General features: G+C 64.9%; 14 protein-coding genes. 7 read left to right on the top strand and 7 right to left on the bottom strand.

The genetic code is table 11. The features are described from left to right. Positions 1–114: 114 nt before the first annotated feature. Entirely contained in the window at positions 115–1,209 is a 1,095-nt protein-coding gene (gene apbC / locus ASF66_RS10515; protein WP_056843801.1) for an iron-sulfur cluster carrier protein ApbC, read from the top strand. Positions 1,210–1,334: 125 nt separating this feature from the next. Here the strand turns inward: apbC and ASF66_RS10510 are convergent, their stop codons facing one another. After that, positions 1,335–1,544, bottom strand: coding sequence for a cold-shock protein (locus tag ASF66_RS10510; RefSeq protein WP_049862192.1), 210 nt, complete (start codon positions 1,542–1,544; stop codon positions 1,335–1,337). A gap of 324 nt (positions 1,545–1,868) precedes the next feature. Between ASF66_RS10510 and dcd the strand changes: the two genes are divergently transcribed. Beyond that, a complete protein-coding gene (dcd, locus tag ASF66_RS10505) occupies positions 1,869–2,435 on the top strand; it encodes a dCTP deaminase (protein WP_043185284.1) in 567 nt (188 codons plus the stop codon). A 97-nt stretch (positions 2,436–2,532) separates the two neighbouring features. Further along, entirely contained in the window at positions 2,533–2,736 is a 204-nt protein-coding gene (locus tag ASF66_RS10500) for a hypothetical protein (RefSeq protein ID WP_049862190.1), read from the top strand. A 4-nt stretch (positions 2,737–2,740) separates the two neighbouring features. On the opposite strand, the gene pdeM is transcribed toward ASF66_RS10500, so the two are convergent. The 6 genes from pdeM to mnmC all read right to left on the bottom strand — a co-directional run bounded on the left by pdeM (position 2,741) and on the right by mnmC (position 12,226). After that, entirely contained in the window at positions 2,741–3,397 is a 657-nt protein-coding gene (gene pdeM / locus ASF66_RS10495; protein ID WP_056843800.1) for a ligase-associated DNA damage response endonuclease PdeM, read from the bottom strand. After that, positions 3,394–5,865 (bottom strand): ligase-associated DNA damage response DEXH box helicase, encoded by a 2,472-nt coding sequence (locus ASF66_RS10490; protein ID WP_056843799.1) that lies wholly within the window; start codon positions 5,863–5,865, stop codon positions 3,394–3,396. Before ASF66_RS10490 ends, pdeM begins: the two co-directional genes overlap by 4 nt. Before the next feature lie 86 nt (positions 5,866–5,951). Beyond that, complete coding sequence (locus tag ASF66_RS10485) at positions 5,952–7,031, bottom strand: lipocalin-like domain-containing protein (protein ID WP_056843798.1); 1,080 nt, start codon at positions 7,029–7,031, stop codon at positions 5,952–5,954. Then, positions 7,021–9,492 (bottom strand): ABC transporter permease, encoded by a 2,472-nt coding sequence (locus ASF66_RS10480; protein WP_056843797.1) that lies wholly within the window; start codon positions 9,490–9,492, stop codon positions 7,021–7,023. Before ASF66_RS10480 ends, ASF66_RS10485 begins: the two co-directional genes overlap by 11 nt. 1 nt (position 9,493) lies before the next feature. After that, positions 9,494–10,162, bottom strand: a complete 669-nt coding sequence (locus tag ASF66_RS10475) for an ABC transporter ATP-binding protein (protein WP_056843796.1) — start codon at positions 10,160–10,162, stop codon at positions 9,494–9,496. Between the two features lie 90 nt (positions 10,163–10,252). Further along, complete coding sequence (mnmC, locus tag ASF66_RS10470; RefSeq protein WP_056843795.1) at positions 10,253–12,226, bottom strand: bifunctional tRNA (5-methylaminomethyl-2-thiouridine)(34)-methyltransferase MnmD/FAD-dependent 5-carboxymethylaminomethyl-2-thiouridine(34) oxidoreductase MnmC; 1,974 nt, start codon at positions 12,224–12,226, stop codon at positions 10,253–10,255. Positions 12,227–12,402: 176 nt separating this feature from the next. On the opposite strand from mnmC, the gene ASF66_RS10465 reads away from it, so the two are divergent. From ASF66_RS10465 to ASF66_RS10450, 4 genes are all read left to right on the top strand, one after another. Next, complete coding sequence (locus tag ASF66_RS10465; protein WP_082484625.1) at positions 12,403–16,686, top strand: NEL-type E3 ubiquitin ligase domain-containing protein; 4,284 nt, start codon at positions 12,403–12,405, stop codon at positions 16,684–16,686. 21 nt (positions 16,687–16,707) lie between these two features. After that, on the top strand, positions 16,708–18,201 hold the full coding sequence (pap, locus tag ASF66_RS10460; RefSeq protein WP_056843793.1) for a polyphosphate:AMP phosphotransferase: 1,494 nt from the start codon (positions 16,708–16,710) through the stop codon (positions 18,199–18,201). A 220-nt stretch (positions 18,202–18,421) separates the two neighbouring features. After that, positions 18,422–19,429, top strand: coding sequence for an aspartate-semialdehyde dehydrogenase (locus ASF66_RS10455; RefSeq protein ID WP_056843792.1), 1,008 nt, complete (start codon positions 18,422–18,424; stop codon positions 19,427–19,429). 127 nt (positions 19,430–19,556) lie between these two features. Beyond that, the gene (locus ASF66_RS10450; protein ID WP_056843791.1) at positions 19,557–22,046 is read left to right on the top strand and encodes a FimV/HubP family polar landmark protein; all 2,490 of its coding nucleotides are present in this window, start codon (positions 19,557–19,559) and stop codon (positions 22,044–22,046) included. The last annotated feature ends 99 nt before the right edge of the window (positions 22,047–22,145 follow it).

The raw sequence follows: 22,145 nt of genomic DNA, 5'->3' as shown, positions 1-22,145 counted from the left end.
GGCGCCGATGCCGTGGACGGCCTGCCGGCGCGCGCGCAAATCCAATCTGCCGGTGCCTGGGCAGACGCGTTAGGATAGCCGCCTGTTTTGCTCAGTCTTTGATCGGGAGTAGCCATGAGCACCGTGAATCGCGCAGCGGTGGAAGCCGTCCTTCGCCAGTACACCGACCCTTACCTGAACCAGGATCCGGTCAGCGCCGGTTGTGTGCAGGCCATCGATATCGACGGCGGGCAGGTGCAGGTGCGCCTGCAACTGGGGTACGCCGCCGGCCTGTTCAAGAACGGCTGGGCCCAGGTGTTGCAGACCGCCGTCGAAAACATCGCCGGCGTCGACCGTGCCCGCGTGCAGATCGATTGCGTGGTCCAGGCGCACAAGGCGCAGGCGCAGATTCCCGGCCTGGCCAACGTCAAGAACGTGGTGGCCGTGGCCTCGGGCAAGGGCGGGGTCGGCAAGTCGACCACCGCGGCCAACCTGGCCCTGGCCCTGGCCCGCGAAGGCGCCCGGGTGGGGATTCTCGACGCCGACATCTATGGCCCCAGCCAGGGCGTGATGTTCGGCATCGCCGAGGGCACACGGCCCAAGGTCAAGGATCAGAAATGGTTCGTGCCCATCCAGGCCCATGGCGTGGAAGTGATGTCGATGGCCTTCCTCACCGATGACAACACGCCCATGGTCTGGCGTGGTCCGATGGTCTCCGGGGCGCTGTTGCAACTGGTCACCCAGACCGCCTGGGACGACCTGGATTACCTGGTCATCGATATGCCGCCCGGCACCGGCGACATCCAGCTGACCCTGGCGCAGAAGGTTCCGGTGGCGGGTGCGGTGATCGTCACCACGCCTCAGGATCTGGCCTTGCTGGATGCTCGCAAGGGTGTGGAGATGTTCCGCAAGGTGCACATCCCGGTGCTCGGCGTGGTCGAGAACATGGCCGTGCACATCTGCTCCAACTGCGGCCATGCCGAGCACCTGTTCGGCGAAGGCGGAGGCGAGAAGCTTGCGTCGCAATACGGGGTCGAGCTGCTGGCGTCGTTGCCACTGTCGATGCTGATTCGCGAGCAGGCCGACGGCGGCAAACCGACCGCAGCGGCCGAGCCGGAAAGCCAGATTGCCATGGTCTATCAGGAACTGGCCCGGCATGTCGGCGCGCGGATCGTCCTGCAGGAAGCCGATGCACCGGCGATGCCCAGCATCACCATGACTGACGACTGATTACCGTCGAATGGGCGGTGGGTGCACTGGGTGCACTCGCCGCTTTTGGGCAAAGCCCACGAATCGCGGGCATAAAAAAACCCCGCCGGTGAGGGCGGGGTCTTTTAGAAGCTGTTCAGCTCAAGTTAGACAACTTGAACTTCTTCAGCTTGCATGCCTTTCTGACCGCGGGTAGCGATGAAAGAGACCTGCTGGCCTTCTTTCAGGCTTTTGAAGCCGTCAGCCTGGATGGCTTTGAAGTGTACGAACAGGTCGTCACCGGATTGTGGAGTGATGAAGCCGAAGCCTTTTTCATCGTTGAACCACTTGACGGTACCGGTTTGGCGATTGGACATGGTGTATCTCCTTGGACAAAGTTAACTGCGGTTCGGGAAGAGCCCTGGCCGAGACTGAGTGCAAAGAGCAGGAAAATTCATGAAGATGTTGGACATCGGGTAGAGATTCTCAGTGACACAAGCAACACAGTGACGCCACCTTAACCCTTTTTCGGGAACGTGCCAATGGTCTTTTGAGGGTTTCTTGCAAATGTTGATCGGCGGCCTCGCGTCGACCTGTGGCAGGTTGGACGGGCATTGGGCGAGGCAGTCTTTGAACCCTGGCGCGAGGCCCGGTAAGATGCCGCTCGGATTCTATTCACCTCGCTATTCAGGACACCCGCCATGAGCATCAAATCGGACAAGTGGATTCGCCGCATGGCGCAAGAACACGGCATGATCGAACCCTACGTCGAACGCCAGGTGCGCGGCGAGGGCGCCGATCGCGTGATTTCCTTCGGGGTGTCCAGCTACGGCTACGACGTGCGCTGCGCCGACGAATTCAAGGTGTTCACCAACATCAATTCGGCCACCGTCGACCCCAAGAATTTCGACGAGAAGAGCTTCGTCGACATCAAGAGCGACGTCTGCATCATTCCGCCGAACTCCTTTGCCCTGGCGCGCACCGTCGAGTACTTCCGCATCCCGCGCAACGTGCTGACCATCTGCCTGGGCAAGAGCACTTACGCGCGTTGCGGCATCATCGTCAACGTCACGCCGCTGGAGCCGGAATGGGAAGGGCACGTGACTCTGGAGTTCTCCAACACCACGACGTTGCCGGCCAAGATCTATGCGAATGAAGGGGTGGCGCAGATGCTGTTCCTGGAGTCCGATGAGGAGTGCGAAGTCTCCTACAAGGACCGCGGTGGCAAGTATCAAGGTCAGCGCGGCGTCACCCTGCCGCGTACCTGAAACCGGCAGTGGGCGAACTAGTTGCCCATTTCCCACTCCATATGAGTGAACTCCCCGGCTTGCTTACCGCAGGCCGGGCCATCGCTCAGGAGTGTCTATGAAAATCGACCCGACTATCAGTGCTCAACTGGCTCAGCTGCAACCCAACCAGATTGGCATACTTGCCTGGTCGCTTCTGGCCGACTCTTACGGCCACATGGCCGGTGGAGTACCCGGCCAACCCGATCCTGATACCCCGCAGCCGACCGAACCCGGCAGTCCGACCATCCCCGACGAGCCTCCGCCCGCGCCTGTGGCCTGATCGCTCAAGCGACCTGCCAGACGCCACCGTCGCCGACCACGTACACACGCTGGTCGGCGTCGTTGTTCATGTTGAATCCGCCGGTGAACGCGCCGAAGGCCGGTAGCAGGCTGACCTTGCCGCCCAGCAGGTAACACGGCAGCCGCAGACTCTGTCGGCCCCGCCCATGCAGCCGATACACAGGGTGTATGTGACCGGCCAGCACGTGCAGCGCCGGATGCGCGTCCGGTTCGTGTTGCAGTGCGAATGGGCCCATTTCCAACGGTTCCGTCACCACGTCGAAATGCAGCTCGGGCGGCGGGTCGCCTGCGCGCTTGTCGTGGTTGCCTCGAATCAATGTGATGCGCAGATCTGCGACTTCCGCACGCCAGGCAGCCAGCGCGCCCAGCGTTCCTGCCGAGTGCGATCCCGGACCGTGCAGAAAATCACCCAGAAAGATCAGGTGCCGGGTCGGGTATCTGCCCATGATCCGATCGATCACCTGCAGATTGCTGGCGGTGGTGCCGTGAGGCACGGGTTGCCCCAACTTGCGGTAGGCGGCCGCTTTGCCAAAGTGCGCGTCGGCGATCAGCAGGACTTCACGTTCAGGCCAGTAGATGGCCTTTTCGGCCAGCAACCAGAGTTCGGCACCCGCCAGTTGTACGCTGCAATACTCACTCATCCTGCGGCTTTCTCCAGGTCGCCGACCATGCGGCGGATACGATCGGCCAGCTTCTCCGAGCTCAGGCTTTCGCGGAAGCGTTCCACCAGCAGCGGAAAGCCCAGCGGTGTGGGGCGCTTGACGGCGTGCAGATCCAGTCGACGGCTGGCGATCTGTTCCAGCACGTGTTCCAGTCGCTCAACTTCGAGCTCCTGTTTCAGGACCTCTTCCTGGGCCTGGGTCAGCAGCAGGTTGCCGGCGTCGTATTGCTTGAATACCTGGAAGAACAGACCGCTGGAGGCCTGCACCTGTCGGGTACTTTTTTGCGATCCGGGATAGCCGCCGAAGACCAGCCCGGAGATCCGCGCAATCTCGCGGAAGCGTCGCAGGGCCAACTCGCCGGCGTTGAGGCTGGCCAGCACGTCGCTCAACAGACCCTGGGCGCTGAGCAGCGCCGGGTCGAGTTGGGTGGCCCAGTCCACTTCGGTGGCGCTGAGCAGCTCCAGGCCGTAGTCGTTCACGGCAATGGAGAAGGTCAGGGGTTGGCGTTGGGCCAGGCGCCAGGCCAGCAGACTGCCCAGCCCCAGGTGCACCTGACGACCGCCGAAGGGGTAGAGGAACAGGTGCCAGCCCTCGCGCGACTTGAGGGTTTCCGCCAGCAGCGTGGTTTCGCTGGGCAGCGCTGACCATTGCTGCTGTACGTCGAGCAGCGGGCGTACGGCGCGCATCTCGGGACTGTCGTACTCACCACGGGCCGCCGCGCCCAGTTTCGCCACCAGCGCGTCGGCCAATTCGCCGGACAGCGGCATGCGGCCGCCATTCCAGCGCGGCACGGCAGCTTTCTTGGCGGTGCTGCGCTTGACGTAGGCAGTCATGTCCTCGACCCGCACCAGTTCCAGTTGGCGACCAGCGAAGAGGAAACCATCGCCCGGCTTGAGGCGGGCGATGAAACCTTCCTCGACACTGCCCAGGGAGCGTCCGCCGCCGCCCTTGCTCCAGTATTTGAGCTGCAGGCTGGCATCGCTGACGATGGTACCGATGCCCATGCGGTGACGGCGGGCCAGGCGCGCGTCGGGCACGCGCCACAGGCCGTGCTCGTCCGGCTCGACTCGGCGGTAGTCCGGATAGGCCGTCAACGAGTGGCCGCCGTAACGGACGAACGCCAGGGCCCATTGCCATTCGTCATCGCTGAGGTTGCGGTAGGCCCAGGTCGTGCGCACCTCGGCCAGCAGTCGTTCGGGCAGGAAGCCGCCGCCCAGGGCCATGCTGACCAGATGCTGAACCAGCACATCCAGCGGTTTTTCCGGTGATTCGCGCGGCTCGATGCGCCGCTGTGCGACCGCATCATGGGCCGCCGCCGCTTCCACCAGTTCCATGCTGTGGGTCGGTACCAGGGTGACCCGCGAAGCACGGCCCGGGGCATGTCCGGAGCGGCCGGCCCGTTGCATCAAGCGCGCAATGCCCTTGGCCGACCCGATTTGCAGGACCCGTTCCACCGGCAGGAAGTCGACCCCCAAGTCCAGGCTCGAAGTGCACACCACCGCCTTGAGCTGGCCATCCTTGAGCGCGCGCTCGACCCACTCGCGCACCTCACGCGACAACGAACTGTGGTGCAGGGCGATGATGCCCGCCCAATCCGGACGGGCGTCGAGGATCGCCTGGAACCAGATTTCGGACTGCGCGCGGGTGTTGGTGAACACCAGGCAGCTGCTGCTGCGATCGATTTCGGCCACCACCTGATCGAGCATGCGCAAGCCCATGTGACCGCCCCAGGGAAACCGTTCGATGGCTGTGGGCAACAGGGTGTCGACCTCGATGGTCTTGGCCTGGGCTCCCTGTACGCTGACGCTGGGTTGACCGGGTAGCAGAACTTCCTGCGCATGAGCCTGGTTGCCCAAGGTGGCAGAAATACCCCAGACGATGAGATGCGGATTCCACTGCCGCAGCCGCGCCAGCGCCAGTTGCAGCTGCACCCCGCGCTTGTTGCCGATCAGTTCGTGCCATTCATCGACGACAACCATGGCAACGCTGCTCAACTCTTCGCAGGCCTTGTCGCGGGCCAGCAGCAGCGTCAGGCTTTCCGGTGTGGTTACCAGCGCCGACGGCAGTCGGCGGGTTTGCTTGGCACGGTCGCTGCTGCTGGTATCGCCGGTGCGCAGGCCCAGGCTCCAGCCGATCTGCAATTCGTCGACCGGTACCTGCAGGGCGCGCAGGGTGTCGGCGGCCAGGGCGCGCATGGGGGTGATCCACAACACCGTCAACGGTGCCATGACGGGCTTGCGTTTGCCCTTGGGTATGACAGGACCGGCCTTGGCGAAACGTTGCAGGGCGGCGAACCAGACCGCGTAGGTCTTGCCGGCACCAGTGCTGGCGTGAAGCATGCCCGACTCGCCGCGTTTGACGGCGGCCCAGACGTCCTTCTGGAAAGGAAACGGCTTCCATTGACGGCTGGCGAACCAGTGTTTGGCAAAAGCGCTGGGGGTCGGCATGCCTTGAAGGAGCGTCCTGAGGTATTTGTACAAGGACCGCTGCGACGCCGGTTGGTTTGATATTTGTACAAAAAGTCGTGCGTGTATCAGTATCCGGTCATTTCCAGATAGCCTTCGCCGCCGTGGCTCCCGGTCAGGGTCACTGGGCCTTCCCAGTAGGGCGTGCCTACCGCCATCCAGGCCTTGGGGTTCAATGCCGTGGTTTCCACATGCAAGGCATGGCTGGGGATGTCGATGGCCCAGCGCGTGGGCACCTGCCTGCCGGCCACACGGGTGTCCTGCAGTGGGCGCAGGCTGATGCTGCCAGGTGCCAACGGCGTGCTATGGCCCTGCGCGTCTATCCAGTTGCCGCTGAGAAAATGTTGTTCGCCGGCGCCACGCAGACGAAACACCATCAACTGCTGACCGTCGTCCAGGTGCAGGGAAAACCAGTCCCAGCCGGACTGATCGGCGGCCAATGGTTGGCTGCTCCATTCCCGGTCGAGCCAGGCACGGCCCTTGACCTGATAGCGCTTGCCTTCGATCTGCACCTGCCCGGCTGCGCTGAAAAATGGCTGGCTGTAGTAATACGAAGCCTGCCCGGCATCGGACTTGCGGCTGTAGCCCTGCTCGCCCTGAAGTACCAGCGCACGCTCGCTGGTCAGTGCCAATTGGTAGGCGAAGCCCTGGCCTTGGGCCTGCACGTCCATGGCCGCAAGGCTGCCCGCAGCGCCTGGCTGGCTGCGCAGGTGCCAGTCGTCGATCCAGGCGTTGAAGGGTTTGACCTCTACACCTGCCTGGCCGATACCGCCTCGGGCCAAGGTCTGCGCGCTGTAGTGGTCAGTCGCCGAAGTGAGTCCGGCATGACCGATCCACAGATTGCGGTTGTTCCAGCCGGACGCCGTGCTGCCCGGCGCCAGGGCGCTGCGGAACAGGGTCCATTGCACACCGAAGCGCTGGCCCTGGTCGTCTTCGAGATTGGCGGTCAGGTACCACCATTCGATGCGGAAGTCCGGGTGGGCGCCATGATCGGCCGGAAAGCTGAAGACCTTGCCCGGTTTGACCTGGGCGAAGTCGCCAGCCTGTCCGCCCAGACCGGCGAAACCGGCCGGCGGCGGCGTCGGTTCGCACCCGCTCACTGCGAGCAATACAGCCAGCAACAGGGTTTGGATTAGCTTAGCGTTCACTGGCCATCACTCGCAGCAGGTCGGTGGGTTGGCTGCGTTGCAGACGCCGCATGGGCCAGGCCGAAGCCAGCATCGCGGCGATCAGTGCCAAGCCGCACAGTTGCAGAATCTGCAAGGGAAACACTTGCAACGGCAGGCGCCAGCCGAAGGCCTGCACATTGATCACCGCGACCAGGCACCAGGCGAGCAGAATGCCCAGCGGCACGGCGAGCAGCAAGGTCAGCAGGGCCAGGATCAAGGTCTGCGCCACACTCAACAGGATCAGTTGGCGACGGCCGACACCCATCGCCCACAGCGGCGCGAGCTGGCCCAAGCGACTCTGGCTCTGGGTCAGCAAGCCAATGAACAGGGCGACCCCGGCCACACCCAGGGTCAGCGCATTCAGCGCGGCGGTGGCGCTGAAGGTGCGTTCGAAAACCTGCGAGGCCCAGCGCTTGAGTTGTTGCTGCTCCACCACATGGCTGTCGTCCAGGCCGAACGCTTGTTGCACCTTGTCTTTCAGAGAGGCGGTATCGGCCTCGGCCATGCGCAACGCGAAGCGCGCGGGCGGGGTGCCGGGCCAGTGCCGCTGGAACTGCTCGGCACTGACCAGGATATGCCCCTTGGGGTTGCCGTAGTCGGCGTAGATACCTACCACCGTCGGGTTCCATTGTCCCTGGGCGGCGGGCAGTGTGAGCCGCGCGCCGATGCCCCCATTCAGGCGGCGGGCCAGTTGCTCGCTGAGCATCAGGTTATCGCCGGAAAACAATTGATCCCACGGGTTGCCGGCGGCCTGTTCGAGCAGCGGCCAGTGCTGGCGATAGAGAGGAGCATCGATCACCGCCGCCAATTCGGTTGGCCAGCCTTGCTGACGGATCTGCATTTCCCAGCCCGGCAGCACCTGTCGCACTTCATTCTGTTGCTGCAACCATTGCTGCAACGCCTGAGCCTGCTCGGGGTGTTGCGGGCGTAGGTATAACTCCGCGCTCAGGCGCTGTTCCAGCCAGCCGCTGAAGGTCTGGCGGAAACCCTCGGTCATGCTCGCGGCGCCAATGTTGGCGGCCAAGGCCAACAGCAATGCCATGAGCGCCAGGCTCAGGCCTGGCAACTGCTGACGGCAGTCGGCAAGAAACCATTGTCCCAGTACGCCCCAACGACGCCGGGCAAGCAGGGCGAGGACAGTGCTGAGCAGGACCGGCAGGGCCAGTGCCGCCGCCAGCAAGAGGCTGCCCATCAGCACGAAGCCACTGGCCAGACCGTTGCCGAACACGGCACACGCCAGCGCCAATACGGCTGCCGCCGCAGCCACCACGGCCTGACGCCGCAGCCATTGGCGATGGGCCTGGTGCCAGGCTTCGCCACCCGACAGAGACAGCAGCGGCAGACGTGCAGCGCGCCACAGGCTGTCGGCACCGGCCAGCAGTACGCCGCCCAGGCTCAGCGCCAGGCCTGCCAGCCACCACGACGGACTCAGGTTCAACTGCCCGGCGACTTCTGCGCCATATAGACCGCGCAGGCTGGCGGCGACGTCCGGCAGCAGCAAGCTGGCCAGTCCGTAGCCGCTGGCAATGCCGGCCAGGCCACCGAGCAGCGCCAGCAGGCCCAGCTCCAGCACCAGGGCCAGCACCAGCAAGGCCGCGCTCACGCCACAGGCGCGCAGGGTGCGTAGCAGGGCGCGGCGTTGCTCCAGCGCCAGGCCGATGGCGGCGTGGACGATGAACAGACCGACCACGAAGGCCAGCAGGCCCAGGGCGGTCAGGTTCAGGTGGAAACTGTCGGTCAAACGGGCAAGGTCGCCATCGGCGTCGCTGCGGTTGATCTGCAGGCGCTCGGTGTAAGCCTCGGGAAGAGCGTGCTGGAACGTCCTGGGCAGCAGCAGTCGGCTCAACTGGTCGGGCATCTGCAGGACCGTCTGGGCCGCACCGATGTCCATCAGCAACACCCCGGGTGCCGCCTGGGCGCGTGTCTGCAAGGGAGGCAGCGTGCTGCCGTTGCTGGTCTGCAGGCGCGCGCCTTCCTCTGCGCCCAGTTCGCGCAAAGTCTGTGGTGCCACCCAGGTTCGGCCGGGTGCGCCGATGAAGGCGCTCAGCTCATCCACACTGGGCACCGCGCCCGCCACGGGACTGCCCACCGGCAACGTCAAGGGTTCGATTCCCACCACCTGCAGGCGCAGTTGCGGGTGGGAGGGCAGGGTGATCCGACCTTCGAGCACTGGCGAGACCGGCCAACCCTGCAGGCGCAGTGCAACGAAGGTCGATTGCGCCAGCTCTGCGCCGTCGCGTGCCAGGATGTTCGCCTGGGCCTGACCCCCAATCATTTGGCTGGCCAGTGCATAGCTCTGCCGCGCCTGGCTGTTCAGCGCGAGCACGCCGGTGAACAACGCAGTGGCCAACCACAGGCCGGTGATCAGTGCTACGCCCTGAACCGGATGCCGGCGCCAATGGCTGAGCAGGCTGCGCAGGGTCCAGTACAGCACCGCCACGTCAGCGATCCGCCCAGGCGACGATGCGGCCGGCCTTGAGCACCACGCGATGTTCAAGGCGCGCAGCCACCAGCGGGCTGTGAGTCACCATCAAAAGCGTGCTGCCCGTGGTTTGCAGCAGCTCCAGCATCAGGTCCAGCGCCTGTTCGCTGGTGGCCTCGTCGAGGTTGCCGGTGGGCTCGTCGGCCAGCAACAGGGGCGGGCGCGAGGCCAGGGCGCGGCCCAGGGCCACGCGCTGCTGCTGCCCGCCGGACAGTTGCTCGGGGTAGCGCTGCAACAGGGCCGACAGGCCCAGCCGTTCGGCCAGTTCGCGCTGCCACTGAGGGTCCAGGCGTCCGGCCAGACGGGCCTGGAAGGCCAGGTTGTCGGCCACGCTGAGGCTGCCGATCAGGTTGAACTGCTGGAAGATCAGGCCGATGTCGCAGCGCCGCCAGCGCGCCAGTTCCCGTTCGCTCATCTGGGTAAGCACCTGCCCGGCGGCTTCGATTCGCCCGCTGTCGGCGACATCCAGACCGGCCACCAGGTGCAGCAGGGTACTTTTGCCGCTGCCCGATTCACCCATCAGGGCCAGGCTGGCGCCACGCCCCAGGTGCAGGTCGATGCCTTGCAGCACGGGCAGCGGGCCTTGCGGTGTGGAGTAGGTCTTGTGCAAACCCTGGATACGCAACATGGGCTGGTTTCTTCATGACGGTGAAGCCGCGACGCTCACGCCTCGGCAGCGGAGGGGGCTGTGACTGTGAGTACCGGCCCCCGAGCAGGTTCAAGCTTTGTTGCGTATCAGGCGCCGCAGCGCGAAGCGATTCGGATGACACGCCCAGGACACCTCGCGTGGCAGAGGCAAAGGCTCGTCGTCCAGCCAGGCAGCGATCAGTTCACCCGACAGCGGGGCAGTGATCAGCCCCCGCGAGCCATGCCCGCTGTTCACGTACAGCCCCGGCAGCCACGGGCAAGGCTGCTCGGGCACCTGACGGGCGTCCTTGGCCAGGATCGCAAAGCGCTCGGCGAAGGCCTGAGCGTCGGCCACCGGCCCGATGATGGGCAGGTAGTCAGGGCTGGTGCAGCGAAATCCGGCCCGGCCTTGCAGTTGCTCGATAGGCATTGAGGCGCTGTCGATGCGACTCGCCAGATCCGGGGAAATGGCCTCGAGCAGCGCCAGGTTGTCGAGGTTGTCGGCCTGGGTCGGTGTCAGGTCGTCGCTGTGGAAATCGAAGCTGGCGCCCAGCGTGTGTTCGCCCGAACGGGCAGGGGCGACGTAGCCTTCGGCGCAGACCACCGTCGACAGCGCAGCGCTGCGCGCCGTTTCGGGCAGGCGGGTGATCTGTCCGCGAATGCGCTTGAGCGGCAGCGCGGCGGTCTGGGCAAAGGCACTGACCTGGGCGGCGCAAGTCAGCACGGCCACTGGCGCACTGGCCAGGTGGTGGTCACCGTCGAAGGCCTGCCATTGACCGTCGAGGTAGCGCAGTTCGGCCACGTCATGATGGCGCAGCAAGGTGATGCGCGGATGGCGGGCCAGATGCTCGCACAGCGCCGGCGGGTGGACCCAGCCACCTTCAGGGTAGAACAGACCGCCGCTGGGCAGTTCGACACCTGCCTGCGCTTGAGCTTCGAGACGATCCAGTCGGTGCAGCAGTTCGGGTTGGAATGCATCGGCCAGTTGCTGCTGGCGCTGCGCTTCCTTGGCGTCGAAGGCCAGTTGCAGCACGCCGCAGGCGTCCCAGTCGTACCCGCGTTGCAGTTGTTCGAGCAGGCGACGGGTATGACCGAAGCCGGCCAGGATCAACTGGGAAAGCGCCGTGCCGTGGGCCGAGAGTTTCAGATACAGCACGCCCTGGGGATTACCCGACGCTTCCTGGGCGACCTCGGCATGCCGTTCGAGCAACGACACGCGCCAGCCGCGCGCCGCCAGGCTGGCTGCGGTGGCACACCCTGCCAGGCCGGCACCGATGACCAGCGCGTGGCGCTCACCCGTGAGCGGCTCGGGGCGGGCGAACCAGGGCTTGGCCGCAGGCGCAGGCGCGCCGCTATCGCCCAGGAACACGCCTCGGGACACATGCCATTTGTTGCCGATGCCCGGCACCCGTTTCATCTTGAAGCCGACCGCCGCCAGACCGCGGCGCACCCAGCCGGTACTGGTGAACGTTGCCAGCGTCGCCCCGGGCGCCGCCAGCCTCGCCAGCTCGGCGAACAGCTCGGGGGTCCACATGTCGGGGTTGCACGCCGGGGCGAAACCATCAAGAAACCAGGCGTCGACCTGGCCCTCGAGGCATGGCAGCTGCTCCAGCGCATCGCCGATCAGCAGCGTCAGGGTGACCCGGCCGCCGTCGAAGACCAAGCGTTGAAAGCCTTCATGCACGGCCACATACTGCGCCAGCAGTGCGTCGCTGTAGGCCGACATTTCCGGCCACAGCGCCAGGGCACGGGTCAAGTCGGCGGCGCTCAGGGGGTATTTTTCCACGCTGATGAAATGCAGACGGGCGCCCGGTGCGGCCGAGGCAGCGAAACATTGCCAGGCGCAGAGAAAACTCAGCCCGGTGCCGAAGCCGGTCTCCCCGATCACCAGACGACCGTCGTCCGGAAGGGCGGCGAAGCGTGCGGCCAACTGATTCTGCTCGATGAACACGTGGCGGGTTTCGGCCAGGCCGTCGGCGGCGAAATACACGTCGCCAAAGGCGCGCGATCGAGGGTGACCGGTGTCGGTCCAGTCCAGCTGGGCGAGAAGGCTCGGGGTTTTCATGACGGCTTCGGCAATGGGCAAGCGGGCATTGTAACGCGCAGGCCCGGGTTCGCGAGCGCAAGGACGCTTGGGCCGCAGCGCAGCTCATGGCCGTCTTCAGGTGGTGATTAATACACGTCCCGGCAGGTTCCGCACTGGCTACCGTGCACGCTTCCTCTTTCGGCAAGGAGCCGAGCATGCACACGATCTACCCCCCAATGAGTGAAGCGGCCAGTGCCCGAGACAGTCGCCACGCACGCATCGTCGCGCAGCGGCTGCCCACCTGGTTGGCCCAGGCCAGCCCGGCGATGCGCCAGGCCTTGAGCGCCAGTCAGAACGAGAGCCATGCCGCCAAGCTGGCCCTTGCTCCAGTGCTGGCCGAGTTGCGCGATGTCACCGAGTTCTGCGCCGACCTGGTAAGCGAAGCGATCCGCGAGCAGTTTCAACTCGACATCGACCCGCGTCGTTATTCGTTGGTGCGCGCCATGCACAACGTTGGGATGGGTTTCAGCCACCGCTGGCCCATCGAGCAGAACCTGCTGGTTGCCGCCATGCAGAACTTCGAGGCGAACCTGCAGTTTGCGCAGGGTTCGATGGTGCTGCCGGTCGGCGGGGTCGAGTACGTCACGGCCGACAAGGACATCGATTTCCGCGCCCGCAGCGACAAGCCGGCGATCTCCATCGATCCGAAGCGATTCACCACGATGTGCCGCAGCCTGGACTTGGGCAAGCAGTACCAGGCTCATCTGGATAAGGTGCTCAAACCCGAACACGTGGCGGCATTGTTCAAGCGCAATGATCGCGCCCACTTTGCGGTGCTGACCCACATCGCCCGGTTGCGTGACGATATCGACGAAGATGCCTACCGCATGCTCCTGCAGGTTGCCGAAGGTGCAACGCCGGCCTGGGCGGGCAACGCGGTGCGCTATCACTGGCTGCGTCTGCTGGGCAGCGCCGATTTCGCCGCCGTGGCGCTCTACGGCGTGCAGTTGATCGAATCGACCGTGGATGGCCGCTGCGTGGTGCTGATGCCGGGCGAGCCGGATCATCCGGTCAAGCTATACCCGTCGTTCAAGGCCTTCGCCGCAGCATTGGGAGAGAAGCTGAAGCAGACCGATTACCGAAGCTATTTCGGCGCACTGGTTGGCGAGAAGTTCGCCGCACCGTTCATCCAGCGTCTGCTGCAACGGCTCGACAACCCGGCTGGCGATTGGCAACAGCACCTGAACCTGGAAAAGCGCCCGGTGCTGGGCGATCTTTTCGAGTTGCAGCACAGCGATCGCTTGATCAAGGTCTACCAGGATGCCCGAGTGATGGCGGTGCCGACCGCCGATGAAGACGCCATTGCCCTGGAGCGTGAGCGCCGACGGTACCTGGGTGCCGGCATGACCCTGCTCAATATTGCCGGGCTGCTGGTCCCGGCACTGGGTACGGCGATGCTCGCCTGCGCTGCCGCACAGTTGCTGCATGAGGTGCTCAGCGGCATCGACGATTGGCGCCAGGGCGATGACCACGCCGCGTTCACCCACGTCATGAGCGTGGCCGAGAACCTGGCGACCATGGCGGTCTTCGCTGGCGTCGTGCACGCCGGCCGGACATGGATAGCGCCCAAAGTGCCCGAAGTGGCTGCCCAGACCCAGTTGGCAGAGCTGATACCGGTAACGCTCACTGACGGTCGCCACCATCTCTGGCATCCCAACCTGGACGAATACGTCGCCGTTCAGGCCTTGCCTGCCGATTTGCTGCCAGAAACCGATCGCCTCTACCACGATGAAACGCGTGACAGCGTAGTCATCGATGGTCGCGTCCACGACCTGCGCTTCGACGATCGCTACCGGCAATGGCGCATCACTCACCCAAGCGACACACAGGCCTATGAGCCCCTTATTGAAGAAACCAGTACGGGTTGGCGACTGGCCGCCGAGCAGCAACCCGAGGCACCTGGCACTACGCTACGTGACCGCCTGGGCTGGCGGCTGTCAGGCATGGAGCCGCAGGATCTTCACCATGCCCTGGCCAGCACCGGTCTGCCACAGGCCGCATTGGACGACATCCATGCCCAGGCCGATCAACCCGCCGCCCTGCTGACCGACGCGCTGCAACGCTTCGCCCTGCATCGTCAGGTGCAAAGCGCCGGACTGGCCGACGACGCCGCTCAGGCCCGGTTCGAAGCACTCTACGACGCCACCCATTTCGGCAGCGGCCCTGCCAGCCAACTGATTCGTCGCGATTTTCCTGCCCTGAGCGTGGCAGCCGCCGAAGAGGTGTTGCTTGATGTACCGCCGGGCGAACAGGCGCAGATGCTGTCCAACCGCCGCATTCCCCTGAAACTGGCCGAACGTGCCCGCATCTATCAGCAGTGCCAACGCCTGAACCGCGCGTTCGAAGGCCTGTGCTTCAGCGTCGCGCAGTCGGTGGACAGCCTCGAGCTGGAGCAGGCCATCAAGGTGGTGCTGGGTGAAACCGCCCAGGCCGATGCGGTGCGTGACTACGCTTTCGCCCATCGCGACGACTGTGCCCGCTGGCTGGGGCAGACGCCGTCACCGGATCGCTTCAGAGCACCGATGCGCGATGGATACGGGCGCGTGGGTTACCCCATGAGCGGCCGGCGCGAGGTGGCCCTGTCGCGCCGAGTGCTGGTGGCGCGCATTCGTCGTGTCTACCCCGGCACCAGCGAACGGGCCGCGCGCGAATTATTGGGATTGTACGAGGAGACCGGCATGAGTCGCGCCGGCATCATGCAGGGGTTGGACAACCTCACCTACGAGCGCGGGCAAATGCACGCTCAACTGGAAGCCTGGTCCCGTCGACCGGCGCCGGCCAATCTACCGGCGCGGTACAACGCCAGCAGCGGCGACCTGGTGTACTACCGCGCCGACGTCACGGCACGCCTGGACATTGCCTGGCGCCGCCAACTGCCCTCCGAGCGCGCCGCCCATGGCTTCAACTATTACCTCAACCTCACCTACGTGCCGCTGCTCGACTTTCCCGCCCTGAGCGCTGACCTGCGCTTCGTCACACACCTGAACCTGACCGGCAGCACGATAGATGCTCAGGCGCTGACCAACCTATTGGGCAGCTTTGCGCAACTGCGCAGTTTGACGCTGCGTGAATGCGCCCTCGGCCATCTACCCGAAGCGGTCGATCGGTTGACTCAACTGACCGAGCTGGACTTGACGTTGTGCAATCTGACCCTGGATCAGGCGTTACTCGACCGGCTTGGCCGCCTGCCCAATCTGAGCATGCTGAACCTGAGCGGCAACACCGTGGGCCAGATCGCTTCGTCCAGCGGCTTCGCCCAGCTTCAGCAACTGAACCTGGCAGGCCTGGCTCTGCCTCATTGGCCGCAGTGGGCTTCGCGCCTGCCAGCGTTGCGTACCTTGAACCTGTACCGCACTCGACTGCGTCACATCCCCGATGCAGTATTTACCGAAATGGCCGAGGAGCGCAGTGTCGATGTCTTTCTCGATCATAATTCGTTGGACACTCAAACGCTGCGTCAGCTGGGCAGCGCACGGCCGCAACGACGGTTCCAGTTTTATACCCACCGCACCAACGACGTCCGTCCGACTCGGGTGGGACGGCCTGCGGTCGACCCCTGGCTGCAGGGTGCAAGTGAAGTGGAGCGACGCCATCGGGCGCAGCTTTGGCAGGGACTGACCGAAGAAGAGGGGTCGGCGGCCTTCATCGACCTGATCGACAATCTGCGCCGTACGCCGGATTTCATCAGCAATGCGGCCGAAATGACGCGGCGCGTGTGGAACGTCATCGTCGGTGCCTCCGCGAATCGTCAGTTGCGCCAGCGTCTCTATACCATGGCCGAGCAGTTGGACACCTGCGTGGATGGCGAGCGGCTGATGTTCAGTGACATGGAGGTGCAGGTGCTGCAGCACGACGCCCTGCAAGGCGCCACTTGGGCGCAGCGTGGCCAGCGTCTTTATGAACTGGCCCGTGGGCTGTTCAGGCTCGACCAGCTCGAAGCCATCGCCCGCCGTATCATCACCGAGCGCCGACGCCGGGGCATCGTCGTCGATGAAGCGGAAGTGCGCATGGCCTTGCGGACCTACCTGGCTCGTCGTCTGAGCTTGCCCGGGCAGCCGCACAGCATGGCGTATGCGGCGACTGCCGGCATTGGTGTCGAGATCTACGACGCGGCGCAGACCGAGGTCCTGCAAGCCGAAAACGGATCGGCATTCGCGACGTTCATGCCGCGTCAGACCTTCTGGGCCGACTACCTGCGCGAACGCTACGCACGAACCCTGGAGGTGCGCCTGGCGCCCTTCGCCGACGAACTCACTGCGCTCGATGACAGCCAGGAGCCGGGCAGCAGTGGTGATTACCTGCGCCGCGCCAACGACATCGCCCGGCGTCGCCAGGACGCCGAGAACACCTTGCTTGCCGAACTAACCCTGCTCGAACAGGTCGGCTTCAATAGCGATACGCAGCGTAGCGCCGAGCCCAGCGAGGTTCAGTCAAGCTAACCGACGAGGAATGCCTGCCCCATGTTCGAATCTGCCGAAATTGGTCATGCCATCGACAAGGACACCTATGAAGCGCGCTTGCCAGCCCTGCGCGAAGCGCTGCTGGAGGCCCAGTACGAGCTCAAGGAGCAGGCGCGCTTTCCGGTGATCGTGCTGATCAATGGGGTCGAAGGGGCCGGCAAGGGCGAGACGGTCAAGTTGCTCAACGAATGGATGGACCCGCGCCTGATCGAGGTGCGGACCTTCGACGACAAGACCGACGAAGAACTCGCCCACCCACCGGCCTGGCGCTACTGGCGTCAGCTGCCGGCCAAGGGCCGCATGGGCGTGTTCTTCGGCAACTGGTACAGCCAGATGATCCAGGATCGCGTCCATGGCGATATCAAGGACGGCCGTCTGGAACAGGCCATCAACGGTGCGCAGCGGCTGGAGCGGATGCTCTACGACGAAGGCGCGCTGATCTTCAAATTCTGGTTCCATCTGTCCAAACAGCAGATGAAGGCGCGGCTCAAGTCGCTGCGTGACGATCCATTGCACAGTTGGCGAATCAGCCCGCTGGACTGGCAACAATCCAAAACCTACGACCGCTTCGTGCGCTTCGGCGAACGCGTGGTCCGCAGGACCGACCGCGACTATGCGCCGTGGCATGTGATCGAAGGTGCCGATGCCCACTACCGCAGCCTGGCGGTTGGACAGATTCTTCTGGAGGGTTTGCAGGCCGCCCTCAAGGCGCCTGCCAAACCCAAGGCTCAGGCTGTGGCCACTTTGGGCGAGAGCATCGACAAGCGCAGCCTGATCGGCAGCCTGGACCTGAGCAAGCGGCTGGAAAAAGACGATTACGAACGCCAACTGATCGCCGAGCAGGCGCGTCTGGCCGGGCTGATGCGCGACAAGCGCATGCGCCGTCATGCCTTGGTGGCCGTGTTCGAAGGCAACGATGCGGCCGGCAAGGGCGGTGCGATCAAACGCGTCGCCGCTGCGCTGGACCCGCGCCAGTACCACATCGTGCCCATCGCCGCGCCCACTCAGGACGAACTGGCCCAGCCCTACCTGTGGCGGTTCTGGCGCCAGCTGCCGGCGCGCGGCAAATTCACCGTGTTCGACCGGTCCTGGTATGGCCGGGTACTGGTGGAACGGGTCGAGGGTTTTTGCAGTGCGTCTGATTGGATGCGAGCCTACAGCGAAATCAACGACTTCGAAGAACAACTCACCGAGGCCGGCGTGGTGCTGGTCAAATTCTGGCTGGCCATCGACGAGCAGACCCAGCTCGAGCGCTTCAAGGAGCGCGAGCAGATCCCCTTCAAGCGTTTCAAGATCACCGAAGACGATTGGCGCAACCGTGAGAAATGGGGCGCCTATCGCGATGCCGTGGGCGACATGGTCGACCGCACCAGCAGCGAGGTGGCGCCCTGGACGCTGGTGGAGGCCAATGACAAGCGTTGGGCACGGGTCAAGGTGCTGCGCACGATCAACGACGCGCTCGAAGCGGCGTTCAAAAGAGACAAAAAGGACTGAGCGATCGCATCGCACCGTTCACGGCCGATGACCGCTGCTACTTCTGACGTGCGCATGTTCGTAGGAGCGGTCCGTAGCCGCGAAGAGTGCGCCGCGCTGGTTCAGACGAGCCACGGCGTCAGTTTCGCGGCCGATGACCGCTGCTACGGGATGCGACGCGGACAAAACGGTCGATAACCGATAGAGTGCGCGGCCTGTTCATACTTCGAGGACCCTGCCCATGCCCCAGACTTTCGACATCGCCGTGATCGGCGCCACCGGTACGGTCGGCGAAACGCTTGTGCAGGTGCTGGAAGAACGGGACTTTCCGGTCGGCGCGTTGCATCTGCTGGCCAGCAGCGAATCGGCTGGCGCGTCGGTGGCGTATCGCGGCAAGAACGTGCGTGTGCGTGAAGTCGATCAGTTCGATTTCAGTCTGGTCAAATGGGTGTTTTTCGCGGCCGGTCCCGCAGTGACCCGCAGCTTCGCCCCGCGTGCGACGGCGGCCGGTTGCACGATCATCGATCTTTCGGGCGGCCTGCCGGTGAACGAGGCACCCAATGTGGTGCCGGAAGCCAACGCCGCCATACTTGCCGATCTACCGGTGCCCGTGCAGGTGGCCAGCCCCAGCGCCGCCGCCATTGCCCTGGCCGTGATCCTGGCGCCCCTGCGCGCTGTGATGGATCTTCAGCAGGTCCACGTCACGGCGTGCCTGGCCGTGTCGGCCCTTGGTCGCGAAGCGGTCAGCGAACTGGCCCGGCAGACTGCCGAACTGCTCAATGTACGGCCGCTGGAGCCGCGCTTCTTCGACCGCCAGATGGCCTTCAACCTGCTGGCGCAGGTTGGCACGCCCGACGCGCAGGGCCATGTGCCGCTGGAACGCCGTCTGGTGAGCGAACTGCGTGAGCTGCTCGGCATGCCGACCTTGAAGATTTCGGTGACCTGCGTGCAGGCCCCGGTGTTCTTCGGCGACAGCTACAGCATCGCCGTGCAGAGCGGCACCGCGCTCGACCTTGCCGCCGTCAACCAGGTCCTGGCGACAGCGCCGGGTATCGAAACGGTGGAAGACGACTACCCTACAGCGGTGGGCGATGCGGTGGGCCAGGACGTGGTGTACGTGGGCCGTGTGCGTACCGGCATCGATGATCCTCAGGCGCTGAGCCTGTGGGCCACGGTGGACAACGTGCGCAAGGGTGCAGCCCTGAATGCGGTACAAGTGGCCGAGTTGTTGATTAAAGGTCATGGCTAAAAGATACTTGCCGACAATTTGCAGAGAGTTGGCACGCTTTGCCCAGCTGATCGCGTGTAACAGTCGTTCGTGCGACAGTGCAAGCTTCTTCTCGCTTGCCGAGGAATGTTCAAACAAGGATTAGGCCATGGTTCAAGTTCGCAAACTGGTGTTAGCAATGGCTGCCGCTTCGGCGTTGTCCTCCGGTATCGCCAACGCCCTGGAGCTGGGGGAATTGACCCTCAGGTCCGCGGTGAACCAGCCTCTGCTGGCCGAGATAGAACTGCTCGACGTGCGCGGTCTGAGCGCCGCCGAGGTCCAGCCCGTGCTGGCCCCGGCCGAGGAGTTCAGCAAGGCGGGCGTCGAGCGCCAGGCGTTTCTGGACAGCCTGCGCTTCACGCCGGTGATCAACGCCAATGGCCGCAGCGTCATCCGTGTGACCTCGACCCAACCCTTGTCCGCGCCGCTGGTGAAGTTTCTGGTTCAGGTCAACTTCCCCAGCGGTCGTCTGCTGCGCGACTACAGCATGCTGCTCGATCCGGCGCAGTTTGCTCCGCAGGCCGCGCAAGCCGCGCAGAACGCTCCTCGACCTGCAGTGAGTGCGCCGGCGGCCACCGTCAACCAGGCGTCCTACACAACCGGTTCGCGCGATACGCTGTGGGAAATCGCCGCGCGCAATCGCCAGGGCGGTTCGGTCCAGCAGGCCATGCTGGCCATCCAGGCGCTCAACCCCGACGCGTTCCTGGACGGTAACATCAACCGTCTCAAGACCGGGCAGGTCCTGCGCATGCCTGACGTGCAACAGACATCGGCCACTGCGCCTGGGCCGGCAGTGGCCGAAGTCGCGCGACAGAATGCTGCGTGGCGCGAAGGCCGTCGGCTGGGCCCGCGTGCCCAGCAGGTCGACGCCACGCGGCGCGGCAATGGCACGCCAGCCCCGGCCGCTGCGCCGCCGCAGGACAACCTCAGCCTGGTGTCGGGTGCCAGCGAGGCCAACGGTCCGGCAGGCGATGCCAAGGCATTGGACCAGAAGCTTGCCGTGACCCAGGAAGCGCTGGATGCCACCCGGCGTGACAACGAAGAACTGCGCAGCCGCAACGCCGATCTGCAGAGCCAGCTCGACAAGTTGCAGAAGCTGATCCAGCTCAAAAACGACCAACTGGCCAAGATGCAGGCGGCTGGCGCCGATGTGCCGGTGCCTGCCGAAGCCCTGGTCCCGGCCGAGGCGCTGGCGCCCACAGCCGATGGCAGCGCGCCTGCCACCGGTGACCCCACTGCGACAACCAACGCCGAGCTGGTTCCGGCACCGACCGTGCCGGGTGCCACCGAACAGGTCAACCCGGACGCTGCCGCCAGTACGCCGGTAGCGCCTCAGGGTGAGCCGCTGGACGCCGTCAACGATCCGGCCGACGACGCCGCTTCCGACCAGCCCGCCGACAATTCCACCCTGCTGATGGTGGTCGGTGCCAGCGCCCTGGCCGCGCTGCTGTTACTGCTGCTGTTGCTGGCCCGCCGCCGCAAGGCGCAACAGGAAGCCGAAAAGCACATGCGCATGGCCCGTGCCCTGGCCGAAGAGCCGGACCACGGCCCTGACCTCGACCTGCCGCCCAACAGCTTCGAAGGGCTGGAGCGCCCGGCCGCGACCGTGCACCTGACCCCGGCAATGGTCGCCGCCTCGGTAGCCGGCGCCCGAGCCAGCGCCGCGCCTTCCACGTTCGCTGCGGCGCCTGAGCAGACCGTACTGCCCACGCCGCCACTGCGCCCCAGCATCGACACCGATGAAGGTCTGTTCGCGGAAGTGGAACAGAGCATTGCCCGGGGCCGTCTCAATCACGCCGCCGAATTGCTGGAAGCTGCGACCGAACGTGAGCCCAAGCGCAGCGACCTGCGCTTGAAGCTGATGGAAGTCTACGGCTTGCAAGGTGACCGCGATGGTTTCGTCAGTCAGGAGCGACAGCTGATTGCCACGGGCCAGAACCACGCCGATGTCGAGCGCTTGAAGACCCGCTTCCCGGCCATGCTCGGTGCCGCTGCGGCAGCTGCCGGTGCGGCGGCGGTTGCTGCGCAAATGGATGCGGAGTATGTCAAGCAGCTGCTGCAGGACGAGCCTGGCGCGGCCGATTCGCTGGACGGTACCTTCGACACCGATTTCGATCTGAACCTGGACGACACTCAGGACACCGCGCCCACCACGGACAGCAACATCGATTTCGACACCCTGCTGGCCGAACAGAAAGCGGCAGCCGCGAGCCCGGCCGACGACAACGACACCACGTTGCCGGAAGATTTCGACCTGTCTCTGGCCGAAGATGCTCAAGAGCCGCAAACACCGGAATCGCGCCTGACCGAGATCAACGCGGAGCTGGAAAAACTCTCCGACGGCTTTGCGCGCACGCCCATGGCCGAACCGTTCGCCACGCCACCCAAACCCGAAGACCTCCCGCCGATCGAAGGCGAAGATGATTTCGACTACCTCGACGGGGGCGACGAGGCCGGTACCAAGCTGGACCTGGCCCGTGCCTACATCGAGATGGGCGACAACGATGGCGCCCGCGACATTCTCGGCGAAGTGTTGAAGGAAGGCAGCGCCGGGCAGCAGGGTGAGGCACGCGAGATGCTGGGGCGTATCAGCCGATAATCCGGGGGTGCCGTCGCCGGCCCCCTGTGGGAGCGGGCTCTGCCCGCGAAGGCGGCGGACCAGGCGCCGCAATTTCAGGATCCGGTATAATCGCCGCCA

Origin of the sequence: Pseudomonas sp. Leaf129 (assembly GCF_001423465.1) — a bacterium.
Taxonomy (GTDB): Bacteria; Pseudomonadota; Gammaproteobacteria; order Pseudomonadales; family Pseudomonadaceae; genus Aquipseudomonas; species Aquipseudomonas coleopterorum.
The sequence above is the reverse complement of the archived record's forward strand: the minus strand, read 5'-3'. Positions and strand labels throughout refer to the sequence as shown.